Source organism: Streptomyces sp. AF1A (assembly GCF_047340315.1).
Classification (GTDB): Bacteria; Actinomycetota; Actinomycetes; order Streptomycetales; family Streptomycetaceae; genus Streptomyces.
In genome coordinates, this window is record NZ_JBLEBI010000057.1 from 24,203 (window position 1) to 35,821 (window position 11,619).

General features: G+C 71.0%; 13 protein-coding genes. 6 read left to right on the plus strand and 7 right to left on the minus strand.

Going from position 1 to position 11,619, the window contains the following annotated elements:
• Complete coding sequence (locus ACLU3S_RS17810) at positions 1 to 624, minus strand: DUF1003 domain-containing protein (protein WP_413952858.1); 624 nt, start codon at positions 622 to 624, stop codon at positions 1 to 3.
• The gene (locus ACLU3S_RS17815) at positions 614 to 1,903 is read right to left on the minus strand and encodes a magnesium transporter MgtE N-terminal domain-containing protein (RefSeq protein ID WP_413952859.1); all 1,290 of its coding nucleotides are present in this window, start codon (positions 1,901 to 1,903) and stop codon (positions 614 to 616) included. Before ACLU3S_RS17815 ends, ACLU3S_RS17810 begins: the two co-directional genes overlap by 11 nt.
• A gap of 260 nt (positions 1,904 to 2,163) precedes the next feature.
• Between ACLU3S_RS17815 and ACLU3S_RS17820 the strand changes: the two genes are divergently transcribed.
• A complete protein-coding gene (locus ACLU3S_RS17820) occupies positions 2,164 to 2,907 on the plus strand; it encodes a hypothetical protein (RefSeq protein WP_413952860.1) in 744 nt (247 codons plus the stop codon).
• Positions 2,908 to 2,917: 10 nt separating this feature from the next.
• On the opposite strand, the gene ACLU3S_RS17825 is transcribed toward ACLU3S_RS17820, so the two are convergent.
• Positions 2,918 to 3,457 carry a hypothetical protein gene (locus tag ACLU3S_RS17825; protein WP_413952861.1) on the minus strand — a complete coding sequence of 180 codons (540 nt, stop codon included), beginning with the start codon at positions 3,455 to 3,457 and terminating at the stop codon, positions 2,918 to 2,920.
• A gap of 22 nt (positions 3,458 to 3,479) precedes the next feature.
• Positions 3,480 to 4,610, minus strand: a complete 1,131-nt coding sequence (locus ACLU3S_RS17830; RefSeq protein WP_413952862.1) for a magnesium and cobalt transport protein CorA — start codon at positions 4,608 to 4,610, stop codon at positions 3,480 to 3,482.
• Positions 4,611 to 5,087: 477 nt separating this feature from the next.
• On the opposite strand from ACLU3S_RS17830, the gene ACLU3S_RS17835 reads away from it, so the two are divergent.
• Entirely contained in the window at positions 5,088 to 5,672 is a 585-nt protein-coding gene (locus tag ACLU3S_RS17835) for a suppressor of fused domain protein (protein WP_413952863.1), read from the plus strand.
• 30 nt (positions 5,673 to 5,702) lie between these two features.
• On the opposite strand, the gene ACLU3S_RS17840 is transcribed toward ACLU3S_RS17835, so the two are convergent.
• Positions 5,703 to 6,926 carry an MFS transporter gene (locus ACLU3S_RS17840; RefSeq protein ID WP_413952864.1) on the minus strand — a complete coding sequence of 408 codons (1,224 nt, stop codon included), beginning with the start codon at positions 6,924 to 6,926 and terminating at the stop codon, positions 5,703 to 5,705.
• A gap of 173 nt (positions 6,927 to 7,099) precedes the next feature.
• Between ACLU3S_RS17840 and ACLU3S_RS17845 the strand changes: the two genes are divergently transcribed.
• The 3 genes from ACLU3S_RS17845 to ACLU3S_RS17855 all read left to right on the plus strand — a co-directional run bounded on the left by ACLU3S_RS17845 (position 7,100) and on the right by ACLU3S_RS17855 (position 9,440).
• Positions 7,100 to 7,741 carry a DUF6758 family protein gene (locus ACLU3S_RS17845; protein WP_413952865.1) on the plus strand — a complete coding sequence of 214 codons (642 nt, stop codon included), beginning with the start codon at positions 7,100 to 7,102 and terminating at the stop codon, positions 7,739 to 7,741.
• Positions 7,742 to 7,893: 152 nt separating this feature from the next.
• Entirely contained in the window at positions 7,894 to 8,751 is an 858-nt protein-coding gene (locus tag ACLU3S_RS17850; protein ID WP_413952871.1) for a PHP domain-containing protein, read from the plus strand.
• 83 nt (positions 8,752 to 8,834) lie between these two features.
• Positions 8,835 to 9,440 carry a MarC family protein gene (locus ACLU3S_RS17855; protein ID WP_413952866.1) on the plus strand — a complete coding sequence of 202 codons (606 nt, stop codon included), beginning with the start codon at positions 8,835 to 8,837 and terminating at the stop codon, positions 9,438 to 9,440.
• A 45-nt stretch (positions 9,441 to 9,485) separates the two neighbouring features.
• Here ACLU3S_RS17855 and ACLU3S_RS17860 read toward each other — a convergent pair whose 3' ends face one another.
• Positions 9,486 to 9,662 carry a hypothetical protein gene (locus tag ACLU3S_RS17860; protein ID WP_413952872.1) on the minus strand — a complete coding sequence of 59 codons (177 nt, stop codon included), beginning with the start codon at positions 9,660 to 9,662 and terminating at the stop codon, positions 9,486 to 9,488.
• Positions 9,663 to 9,854: 192 nt separating this feature from the next.
• On the opposite strand from ACLU3S_RS17860, the gene ACLU3S_RS17865 reads away from it, so the two are divergent.
• Positions 9,855 to 10,751, plus strand: coding sequence for an NYN domain-containing protein (locus tag ACLU3S_RS17865; protein ID WP_413952867.1), 897 nt, complete (start codon positions 9,855 to 9,857; stop codon positions 10,749 to 10,751).
• Here ACLU3S_RS17865 and ACLU3S_RS17870 read toward each other — a convergent pair.
• Positions 10,748 to 11,619: alpha/beta fold hydrolase (locus ACLU3S_RS17870; RefSeq protein ID WP_413952868.1), on the minus strand; the 872-nt coding region annotated here is incomplete at its 5' end. The genes ACLU3S_RS17865 and ACLU3S_RS17870 overlap by 4 nt on opposite strands.

Genomic DNA, 11,619 nt, shown 5'->3' on the forward strand with positions numbered 1-11,619 from the left:
TCAGCGGTCGTCTGCGTCACGTCCGGGCGACCGGTCCGCCCGTTCCGCCTGGAATACGACATGGCTGGGCTGGCCGTCGTGCCGCCGGAGCTCCTCCAGCTCCTTGACCAGGTCCTGCAGCTCGGAGCGGATCCAGTCGCGGGTGGCGACCTCGCCGAGGCCCATACGCAGCGCGGCCACCTCTCTGGTCAGGTACTCGGTGTCGGCGATGGACCGTTCGTTCTGCTTGCGGTCCTGTTCCAGGTTGACCCGGTCGCGGTCGTCCTGCCGGTTCTGCGCGAGCAGGATCAGCGGGGCGGCGTAGGAGGCCTGCAGGGACAGCGCCAGGGTCAGGAAGATGAACGGGTACTCGTCGAACCGCAGATGCCGGGGCGCCGCCACGTTCCACAGCACCCAGACGATGATCACGACCGTCATCCAGACGATGAAGCGTCCCGTGCCCAGGAACCGGGCGATCTTCTCAGACAGCCGGCCGAAGGCCTCCGGGTCCCATTCGGGCAGGATCCGGCGCCGGGGCGGGCGCGGCTGGTCCAGCCGGGGCGTGCGCGGGCGGGTGGCGGCGGTGGCGCCCACGGGGGTGCGCTCGCGGCCGTGCTCTCGGGTGCTCTCGCGCTCAGGAGCCATGAGTGGGCGCCCCCTCTCCTTCGTCCAGGTGGAACTCGGTCTCCCGCCAGTCCTCGGGCAGCATGTGGTCCAGGACGTCGTCCACGGTCACCGCGCCCAGCAGCGACCCGGACTCGTCCACCACGGGCGCCGCCACCATGTCGTAGGTGGCGAAGAACCCGGCGATGATCGGCAGGGTGGCGTCCGGGGCCAGGGGCTGCAGGTCGTCGTCCACGAGCGAGCTGACCAGGGTGTACGGGGGGTCGCGCAGCAGCCGCTGGAAGTGGACCGTGCCCAGGTACTTGCCGGTCGGGGTCTCGTCCGGCGGGCGGCAGACGTACACCTGGGCCGCGAGCGCGGGGGAGAGGTCGGGGTTGCGGACCCGGGCGAGCGCGTCGGCGACGGTCGAGTCGGGGCGCAGCACGATCGGCTCGGTCGTCATCAGGCCGCCGGCCGTGTGCTCCTCGTACGACATCAGGCGGCGCATGTCGGCCGCGTCGGCGGGCTGCATCAGGCTCAGCAGCCGCTCCTTGTCCGCCTCGGGCAGCTCGGACAGCAGGTCGGCCGCGTCGTCCGGGTCCATGGCCTCCAGGACGTCGGCCGCGCGCTCCTCCTTCAGCTTGCCGAGGATCTCGATCTGGTCGTCCTCCGGCAGTTCCTCCAGGACGTCGGCGAGCCGGTCGTCGTCGAGGGCGGCGGCGACCTCGGCGCGCCGCTTCGGCGAGAGGTGGTGCAGGACGTTGGCGAGGTCGGCGGGGCGCAGCTGCTCGAAGGTGGCGAGCAGGTTCTCGGCGCCCTGCCCGTGCTCCTCCAGGGAGAAGCCGGTGACGGCGGACCACTCGGCGGTCAGCGTCTCGCCCTTGGCCCGCCGGAAGGCGCCGCCCCTTCTGCCCTTGCGGACGAAGACCCGGTCGACCTCCCAGTCCCGGCGGGCGGGCAACTGCTGCACGGACACGTCGAGGACGGTGACCTCCTCGCCGGTCTCCACCAGCGTCACCCGGCGGTCCAGCAGCTCGCCGAAGACCAGCCGCTCGGTGGGCCGCTGCTCGAACCGGCGGACGTTCATCACGCCGGTGATGATGACCTGCCCGGACTCGATGCCGGTGACCCGGGTCATGGGCAGGAAGATGCGGCGCCGGGTGGTCAGTTCGACGACCAGCCCGAGCAGGCGCGGGGGCCGGCGGCCCACACGCAGCATCACGACCAGATCGCGCACGCGGCCCACCTGGTCGCCGCTCGGATCGAAGACGGGGACCCCGGCGAGGTGCGAGACGAAGATCCGGGGGGCGCCGGCTGCCATGGCTCTGCTTCCTCTGCTTCCGTGGTTCCTCTGCTTCCGTGGCCCGGGGGTCTCCGCGGCCCGGGAATCGCTCTGTGCTCGGCTATTCCGCTTTGTTCGGTAATTGCTCGGATTTGCCCGTACGGGTGCGCTTCAGGCTAGCCCGTACTGCTCGGATACGCCCTGGTAGGGGCCCCGGACGGACAGGCTCCGCCCGGCGGGCGGAGCACCGGTACGCTGCGGTACGCCGCTCAGGAACCGTCAGAAAGGCGACCCCACCTGTGACTGCGATTCCCCACGGCCGTTTCCGCCGGGCTGCGCTGGTGACCGCGACGTGCGCGCTGGCCGTGACCGGGGCGGCGGCGCTGACCGGATGCAGTGGCGATCCGGACGCGGGGACGAACGGGGTGGGCAAGCTTCCCGCCGACCGGATCCAGGCGAAGACCCGCGCGGCGGCGGACGCGGCGTCCGCGGTGCGGCTGTCCGGGACCGTGGTCACCAGCGGCCGGACGTACCGGCTGGACATGCGGCTGAAGGCCGACGGCGGCACCGGTTCGGTGACCTCGAACGGGGCGACCTTCAAGCTGCTGCGGGTCGGTGAGCAGCTGTATCTGAAGGCCGACGCGGGCTTCTGGAACCAGGCCGACGGCAAGGACGGCGACGGGGCCGGGGGCAAGCTGGACGGCAAGTACGTGAAGGTGCCGCAAGGAGACCCCGCGTACAAGAAATTCAGCGGTTTCACGGACAAGGACGTCCTCCTCGCGGGTCTGCTGACCCTGCACGGCTCACTGGCGACGGACGGTCACCACGAACAGTCGGGCACCCGCACCATCCGGATCACCGGCGACCACGGCTCCGGCGGCACCCTGGACGTCTCGCTGGAGGGCACGCCGTATCCGCTGCGCCTGGTACGGGCGGGCGGCGCGGGCACGCTGAGCTTCTCGGACTGGGGCAGGGACTTCCGGGTCGCGGAACCGGCCAAGTCCGAGACGGTGGACTACGGCAAGCAACTGCCCACGTCGTAGACGACCTTTCCTATTTCTTCAGGTCCTCTTTCCTGCGGCGTTTCTCGCGGCGCTTGGCCAGCAGCTTCGGCAGGCCCGCCGGGATCGGCCGCCTTGTCGTCGCCGGGGACGGCACCGGGGGCGCGGCCAGACTGCCCTCGGGAGCCGGCGCCGTGGGGCCCGCCGGCACCAGGCGGAGCACCCTGCACTCGCGGGCCCAGCGGCCCGGCATCTCCTCGCCGTCGGGGGCGTTCAGCCGCTTGCCCTTCAGCTCGGCCACCGTCGCCTCCCACTCGGGGGAGCCCGCCGCCGGCTCGGACACGGTCGCCGGGAACGTCACCAGCCGGCCGCCCTTGTCCTTGCTGCGCACGGTCACCTCGGCGGTGCCGCCGTCGGCCAGCCCCGTCAGCGGCTGCTCTCCGGGCCCGTCGCCGACCAGGCACACCGCGCCCTCGTGCCACACGTGCCACAGCGCACGCGCGGCGGGGGCTCCGGCGGCCCTGACCCAGACGAGGCCGGACTTCTTCGCGGCCTCCTCGATGAGGGCCCGGTCGAGCAGCTCAGGTGTCATGCGCCCAGCCTATCCAGCGCGCTCACAGCCAGCCGTTGCGCTTCAGCACGCGGTGGATGCCCACGCACATCGCGACGGTCAGGCCCAGGACCAGCGGGTAGCCGTACCTCCAGTGCAGTTCCGGCATGTGGTCGAAGTTCATTCCGTACACACCGGTCACCATCGTCGGCACGGCGATGATCGCGGCCCAGGCGGTGATCTTGCGCATGTCCTCGTTCTGGGCGACGGAGGCCTGGGCGAGGTTGGCCTGGAGGATGGAGTTGAGGAGCTCGTCGAAGCCCAGCACCTGCTCCTGGACCCGGGCGAGGTGGTCGGCGACGTCCCGGAAGTACTTCTGGATGTCCGGGTCGATCAGCCGCATCGGCCGCTCGCTCAGCAGCTGCATCGGGCGCAGCAGCGGAGCCACCGCCCGCTTGAACTCCAGGACCTCGCGCTTGAGTTGGTAGATCCGTGCCGAGTCCACACCGCGCGACACCCCGCCCCTGCGGCCCGGCGAGAAGACCTCGGTCTCCACCACGTCGATGTCGTCCTGCACCGCGTCGGCCACCGCGATGTAGCCGTCCACGACATGGTCGGCGATGGCGTGCAGCACCGCCGAGGGGCCCTTGGCCAGCAGCTCCGGGTCGTCCTGCAGGCGGTGCCGGAGCGCCCGCAGGGAGCCCTGGCCGCCGTGCCGGACGGTGATGAAGAAGTGCCGTCCGGTGAAGCACATGACCTCGCCGGTCTCGACGACCTCGCTGTTGGCGGTGAGCCGGTCGTGCTCGACGTAGTGGATCGTCTTGAAGACGGTGAACAGCGAGTCGTCGTACCGCTCCAGCTTCGGTCGCTGGTGCGCCTGCACCGCGTCCTCCACGGCCAGTGGGTGGAGCCCGAACTCGGCGGCGATATCGGCGAATTCGGCCTCGGTCGGCTCGTGCAGCCCGATCCACACGAAGCCTCCGTCGCGCCGCACCAGCCGCATCGCCTCCTGCGGGGTCAGCGGCTTGTCGCTGCGCACGCGCACGCCGTCGCGGTAGACGGCGCAGTCGACGACGGCCGACGGCGTGGCCGGGTCACGTGTGCTGTCGTACGACGCGCTCGACGCGCTCGTGGTCTTGCGCAGCGAGACACGGGACGGACGGACCACGGCGCGCAGGTCGCGGATCATCGACATGGGCAGGCTCCTTCGCGGGCGGGCAGCGAAAGCGCGTACCGACGGGTGGAACTACCCGGAATGAGGACGTCCTGGACTGCGGATGTTTGGCGCGTCCACAAAGCGGGGAGCACCGCACCGTTGCGGTGGCGACTTCACTGCTGATGCAGAACTGAGTCAGATCAGGCGATGCAAGACGAAGTGCTCTTCCGAACGGCGACGCGCACGGGAAGGCGGCAGCCAGCCAGAAAGCAGTCAGTGACGTGACAGGCCAATGACTGCGTCAGTGGGCGGAAGAGCGAGTGGTACTGCACGGTCGACTTCGATCCATGACAGCCCCACCTCCTCCGGCCGGTCCCTCGTAAGGGAGTCCTTACGGCTTCGGGACTCGACGGCGACGCTTCTGCGCGCTGTCCCGAACCACCGGCTCAGAGTACCAGCCGCCTCTGCTGTCAAGGCGCCGCTTTGCCCGCCGCTGACGAGTTCTATGCTCGCCGCATGGTTGATGTTCTTCCTCTGGTCGAGGCACGGTTGACCACCGCGCTCGGCGAGCCCGACGCGCGCGCCGCCGTCACCTTCCTCGGCACGGACCGCATCGAGGTGCTGCGCTTCACCGAGGGGGACGTCGTCCGGTACGCCAGCCTCGGCATGTCGGCGCACCCCATGACCGACCCCACGGCGATGCTCGCCGACCCCGTCAAGGGCCCTCGTGCCGAGCTGGTCCTGTCCGTCCGCCCGGGCGCCGCCGACACCGACAAGGTGCTCCGCCCGCTCGCTGTGCTCGCCGCGTCCCCGCAGGTGGAGGGGCTGGTGGTGGCGCCCGGAGCCTCCCTGGACGTCGGCGAGCCGCTGTGGCCCGGCGCCCCCTTCACCTCGGTCCTGGTGGGCGAGCCCGGTGGGCTCGTCGAGGACCTGGAGCTGGACGCTCCGCTGGACCCCGTCCGGTTCCTGCCGCTGCTGCCGATGACGCCGAACGAGGCCGCCTGGAAGCGGGTGCACGGCGCCCAGGCCCTGCAGGAGCGCTGGCTGGCCGGCGGGACGGACCTGAGAGACCCCTCCCGCAGGTCCGTGCCGCTGGAGTGAGCAAGCTCACCAAAGACCTTGTGGACGCGGTCAGTTGGCGAAGACGCCGACGCCGTCCTCGGCCGCGTGCCGCGGCTGCAGCTCCTCCGCCTCGTGGGAGAGGGCCTTGCGCCGCACGACGACCACCAGCGCGCCCAGCGCCGCGGTGAGCGCCGCCACCGTGAACGGGACGTGGATGTCGGTCCACTCCTCGATCTTGGGGGCGAGGTAGGGCGCGGCGGCGGCCGCGAACCAGCGGACGAAGTTGTAGCCCGCGCTCGCCACCGGGCGCGGCGCGTCCGACACGCCGAGGGCCAGCTCGGTGTAGACGGTGTTGTTCACGCCGATGAACGCGCCGGACAGGATCGTGCAGACGATCGCCGTGGTGTGGTCGCCGTAGCCGAGCACGAGGACGTCCGCCGCCAGCAGCACCAGCGAGCCGCCGAGCACCTTCAGCGAGCCGAACCGCTCCTGCATGCGCGGGGCCACGATCACCGAGAAGACCGCGAGCAGCAGGCCCCAGGCGAAGAACACCGCACCGGAGCGGTACGGGGTCATGTCCAGCACGAACGGCGTGAAGGCCAGCACGGTGAAGAACGTGTAGTTGTAGAAGAACGCCGAGACCGCCGTCGAGGCCAGACCGCCGTGCCCGAGCGCCTTGAGGGGGTCGAGGACGGAGGTCTTCCGGGCGGGCTTCGGCTGCTCCTTCAAGAATGCCGTGATGCACAGGAAGCCGATCGCCATCAGCGTGGCGGTGCCGAAGAAGGGGTAGCGCCAGCTGAGGTTGCCGAGGGTCGCGCCGAGCAGCGGGCCGCAGGCCATGCCGAGGCCGAGCGCGGACTCGTAGAGCAGGATCGCCGCCGCGCTGCCGCCGGCCGCGGCGCCGACGATCACCGCGAGGGCGGTCGAGACGAACAGCGCGTTGCCAAGGCCCCAGCCCGCCCGGAAGCCGACGAGCTGGCCGACGCTGCCCGACGTGCCCGCGAGCCCCGCGAAGACGACGACGAAGGCGAGGCCGAGCAGCAGCGTCCTGCGGCCGCCGATGCGGCTGGAGACGAACCCGGTCAGCAGCATGGCGACCGCGGTGATCAGGAAGTACGAGGTGAAGAGGAGGGACACCTGGCTGGGGGTGGCGTGCAGGCCCTGCGCGATGGACGGCAGGATCGGGTCGACGAGGCCGATGCCCATGAACGCGACGACGGAGGCGCCGGCCGTGGCCCAGACCGCCTTGGGCTGTCGCAGGATGCCGCCGGCTCCCGCGTCGAGGGGGTCCATGGTGGTTCTCCCATTCCTCACGAAGATAGTTGCTGTATGCACACGGTAAGTTAGCTCTGCTAATTAATGCAAGCTACATCTAGTGTGCCCGGTCGTGGGCGGCGCACGGATGTTCCCGCCGGACGGGTGATCGTCCTTGACGCGGGCCGGTAGGGGTAGGAGCGTGGAGGTCTATGAGGGGCGAACCCAGTTGCCCGCGGTGTGGTGGCCGGGTCAGGGCTCCCGGTCTCTTCGCCGATGCGTGGCAGTGCGATGTGCATGGGCCGGTGTATCCGCTGCAGCCCGTGATCCCGCCCAGCGTCGAGGCCCTCGGTGCCGTGGTGCACCGCATGCACGTCCCGGTGTGGATGCCCTGGCCGCTGCCGGTCGGGTGGCTCTTCACGGGGGTGGCCCACGCGGGGGACGAGCGCAGCGGAGGCCGCGCGACCGCGGTTGCCTGCTCCGGCCCGGGCCCGCTCGGCGGGCCCGGAGAGCTGATCCTGGTCGCCGAGGAACTCGGCGTCGGCCTCGGCGCGCGGTACGCGGGCATCGACGGCCCCGACCCGGGTCCGTACATGAACGTCGAGAAGCCGCCCCAGGCCAAGGTGCTCGCCGCCGGCCGCCCGACTCCGCTCTGGCAGGTCCACCGCACCCCCGACGACCGCGCGGTCTTCGCCGGCGAGGCGCTCGGCATGTGGGTGTGGGCCGTGATCTGGCCCGAGCAGGCCGGCCTGATCATGTACGACGAGCTGGTGCTGACCGACCTGCGGGAGGCGGGGGCGGAGCTGGACCTCGTGCCCTGCGGGGCGCTGTCGCCGCGCCTGCTGCGGCCGTAGCGGCTGCCGGGGCATGGGATCCGTGCGTGGGCCGGTTCGTCCGTGCGGCCGGTCGTGTAGGGGGCGCCTGGCGGGTGCGGGTGTGACAAGGCACCCCTGAGCGGCGGCTATCCTTAGGTGTCCCACCGTCCCGTCCCGTGTCTGGAGCCACCGTGCGCATCGACCTGCACTGTCACTCCACGGCCTCCGACGGGACGGACACCCCGGCCGAGCTGGTGCGCAACGCCGCCGAGGCGGGGCTGGACGTCGTCGCGCTGACCGACCACGACACCACCCGGGGACACGCCGAGGCCATCGCCGCGCTCCCCGAGGGGCTCACCCTGGTCCCCGGTGCCGAGCTGTCCTGCCGGATCGACGGCGTCTCGATGCACCTGCTGGCCTATCTCTTCGACCCCGAGGAGCCCGCGCTGCTCACCGAGCGCGAGCTGGTCCGGGACGACCGGGTGCCGCGGGCCAAGGGCATGGTCGCCAAGCTGAACGCGCTCGGGGTGCCGGTCACCTGGGAGCAGGTCGAGCGGATCGCCGCCGGGGGTTCCGTGGGGCGCCCGCATGTCGCCTCGGCGCTGGTCGAGCTGGGCGTGGTGCCGACGGTGAGCGACGCGTTCACCGCCGACTGGCTGGCCGACGGCGGCCGGGCCTTCGTGGAGAAGCACGAGACCGACCCCTTCGAGGCGATCCGGCTGGTCAAGGGCGCGGGCGGGGTCTGCGTGTTCGCGCACCCGGCCGCCGCCAAGCGCGGCCGTACGGTGCCGGAGTCCCGGATCGCGGAGATGGCCGAGGCCGGGCTCGACGGCATCGAGGTCGACCACATGGACCACGACGCCGACGCCCGGGAACGGCTGCGCGGCCTCGCGAAGGACCTGGGCCTGCTGGTCACGGGCTCCTCCGACTACCACGGCAGCCGCAAGACGGTGTCGCTGGGCGCGTACACGACCGACCCCGAGGTGTACGGGGAGATCACGCGGCGGGCGACCGGCGCGTTTCCCGTCCCGGGGGCCGGCGGAGCCTGAGGCGCCCGCACGACGGCGCCCGGTCGCCCTGTAGTTCCTCTCCCCGCCCTTCTTCCAGTTCCAGCAAGGCCAGTACTTCCCGCATGTTCGACATCGCCGTCTTCGGCTCTCTGTTCCTGACCCTTTTTGTCATCATGGATCCCCCCGGGATCACCCCGATCTTCCTCGCCCTGACCGCCGGGCGGCCGGCCAAGGTGCAGCGGCGCATGGCGTTCCAGGCCGTCTGCGTGGCGGGCGGGGTCATCGCCGTCTTCGGGGTCCTGGGCCACCAGATCCTGGACTACCTGCACGTCTCCGTGCCCGCGCTGATGATCGCGGGCGGTCTGCTGCTCCTGCTGATCGCGCTCGACCTGCTCACCGGCAAGACCGACGAGCCGAAGCAGACCAAGGATGTGAACGTGGCCCTCGTGCCGCTCGGCATGCCGCTGCTGGCGGGGCCGGGTGCGATCGTGTCCGTCATCCTGGCGGTGCAGCGGGCCGACAGTGTGGCCACGCAGATATCGGTGTGGTCCGCGATCCTCGCGATCCACGTGGTGCTGTGGCTGGTGATGCGTTACTCGCTGCTGATCATCCGGGTCATCAAGGACGGCGGGGTCGTCCTGGTGACGCGACTCGCGGGCATGATGCTCTCCGCGATCGCGGTGCAGCAGATCATCAACGGGATCACTCAGGTGATCCGGGGGAGCTGAGTTCGTCGTCTCGGCTCCCCCGGAAAGCTTGAGTGTGACTCCCGGTTACGAGGCCGGGGTCTCGGCCGGGCGGATCCACAGGCGCTGTCCTACGGCGGCGGCCTGCTGAACGATCCGGTTGACGGAGGCGGCGTCCACGACGGTGCTGTCCACGGTGGTGCCGTTGACCTCGTCGAGTCGCATGATCTCGAAGCGCACGGGCTTCTCCCTTCGTCTGGTCATCCTCCTGCGGAGAACTACTTGGCGCACCAGCTGTGTGTCCGGTGTCGTATCGAGTCAACGTGGAGCCCGCTGCAAAGATTCCCTACGCTAAGGAAATTTTTCGAACGGCTAATTACTGACCTGAATCCGGCCTGTGCAGGACCGATCGGGACCGGTTGTGTTCGCAGTGTGACCACCGGGACAATGGGGACGATGAAAGACGACCTCGCGGCCCTGGGCGCCCGCATCGACCGCACGAACGAGCTGCTGGAACGCATGCTCGCCGAGGTGGCGAAGACGCCCTCGACGCATGCGATCTTCGTCGACGCGGGTTACCTCTACGCGGCCGCGGGCCGGCTCGTCGCCGGTACCGAGGACCGCCGGGCCTTCGACCTCGACGCCGAGGGCCTGATCGACGCACTGATCGACAAGGCCCGCACGGTCTTCGCGGACAGCCGGCTGCTGCGGGTCTACTGGTACGACGGCGCCCGGCGCCGCATCCACACCGCCGAACAGCAGACCATCGCCGAACTCCCCGACGTCAAGGTCCGGCTCGGCAACCTGAACGCCAACAACCAGCAGAAGGGCGTCGACTCGCTGATCCGGACGGACCTGGAGTCACTGGCGCGGCACCGCGCGATCAGCGACGCGGCCCTGCTCGGCGGCGACGAGGACCTGGTCTCGGCCGTCGAGGCGGCCCAGGGCTACGGCGCCCGCGTCCACCTGTGGGGCATCGAGGCGCCCGAGGGCCGCAACCAGGCGGAGCCGCTGCTCTGGGAGGTCGACAGCCAGCGCACGCTCGACCTGGAGTTCTTCAAGCCGTACGTCTCCCGCCGCACGGCCGCCACCTTCGAGGCCACCACCGGGACCCGGCCCACCCGCGAGAACGTCCGCTTCGTCGGCGCCCAGATCGCGGCGAAGTGGCTGGTCTCGCGGGGCCGTGAAGCACTCGCCGAACTGCTGCCCGGCCATCCCTACCTGCCCGGTTCCGTCGACCAGGACCTCCTGGTCGAGGCCGAGGGCCTGCTCCAGTACTCGCTGCGCGGCCAGGCGGATCTGCGCCGGGCCCTGCGCGACGGCTTCTGGGACCATCTGCAGTCCCAGTTCTAGCGTCCGTTCGCGCAGTCGTCCCAGAAGTCGGCGAAGGCGCGGGCCGTCTCCAGCGGGCGGTCGGTGTTCGGGGAGTGCTCGGCGCCGTCGATGACCGTGCGCCGGGCTCCCAGTCGTACCGCCATGTCGTCGAGCAGCGACAGCGGCCAGGTGTCGTCCAGGGCGCCCGACAGCACGTGGAACGGCAGGGGGACGGCGGCCAGTTCCGCGACCCGGTCCGGCTCCGTGCACAACTGGCGCCCGGTGGTGATGAGTTGGGCGGGCTTCGTGGCCAGCCAGCGGCGCCGCAGGTCGTCCCGGTCGTCCAGGCCGCTGTCGAGCGCGTGCGTCACGGTCTCCTCGGGCGCCTCCATCGCCTGGATCGCCTCCCAGACCTCGGCCATCGACATCACCGCGAGCGCGTCCCGCAGCAGCTTCACGCGCTGCTGCTGGGACTCGGCGATGTGCGCGGGGCCGGAGGCCATCAGCGTGAGCGACAGGAACGGAGTGTGGTCCAGCAGTACGGCGGCACGCGAGATCTGCCCGCCGAGCGAGTGCCCCAGCAGGTGCACCGGCTGCCCGAGCGCCGCCGCCTGGGCCAGCACGTCCCGTGCCAACTCCTCCTGGGCGTAGGCGGCTTCGTCGTGTTCCGGCCCGTCCGACTCGTACTGCCCGCGCCCGTCCACGGCCACGGTCCGGTACCCGCGCTCGGCCAGCGGCACATGGAGGGGGTTGAAGTCCTCCTTGCTGCCGGTGAAACCCGGCAGCAGCAGCGCGACGCCCTTCGCCTCCACCCCGGCGGCCACCGGAGCGTCGACCACGGCGAACTCCCCGCGCGCCGTGCGCAACGAGTACGCACGGGCACCGGGGGGCGGAACGAAGGTGGCGG

Bases quoted from the DNA above. Each gene is read 5' to 3' on its own strand.
- ACLU3S_RS17865 (WP_413952867.1), top strand. From the start codon at position 9,855: ATGAAAGACGACCTCGCGGCCCTGGGCGCCCGCATCGACCGCACGAAC.
- ACLU3S_RS17840 (WP_413952864.1), bottom strand. From the start codon at position 6,926: ATGGACCCCCTCGACGCGGGAGCCGGCGGCATCCTGCGACAGCCCAAG.
- ACLU3S_RS17815 (WP_413952859.1), bottom strand. From the start codon at position 1,903: ATGGCAGCCGGCGCCCCCCGGATCTTCGTCTCGCACCTCGCCGGGGTC.
- ACLU3S_RS17825 (WP_413952861.1), bottom strand. From the start codon at position 3,457: ATGACACCTGAGCTGCTCGACCGGGCCCTCATCGAGGAGGCCGCGAAG.
- ACLU3S_RS17860 (WP_413952872.1), bottom strand. From the start codon at position 9,662: ATGACCAGACGAAGGGAGAAGCCCGTGCGCTTCGAGATCATGCGACTC.
- ACLU3S_RS17835 (WP_413952863.1), top strand. From the start codon at position 5,088: ATGGTTGATGTTCTTCCTCTGGTCGAGGCACGGTTGACCACCGCGCTC.
- ACLU3S_RS17810 (WP_413952858.1), bottom strand. From the start codon at position 624: ATGGCTCCTGAGCGCGAGAGCACCCGAGAGCACGGCCGCGAGCGCACC.
- ACLU3S_RS17845 (WP_413952865.1), top strand. From the start codon at position 7,100: ATGAGGGGCGAACCCAGTTGCCCGCGGTGTGGTGGCCGGGTCAGGGCT.
- ACLU3S_RS17830 (WP_413952862.1), bottom strand. From the start codon at position 4,610: ATGTCGATGATCCGCGACCTGCGCGCCGTGGTCCGTCCGTCCCGTGTC.
- ACLU3S_RS17855 (WP_413952866.1), top strand. From the start codon at position 8,835: ATGTTCGACATCGCCGTCTTCGGCTCTCTGTTCCTGACCCTTTTTGTC.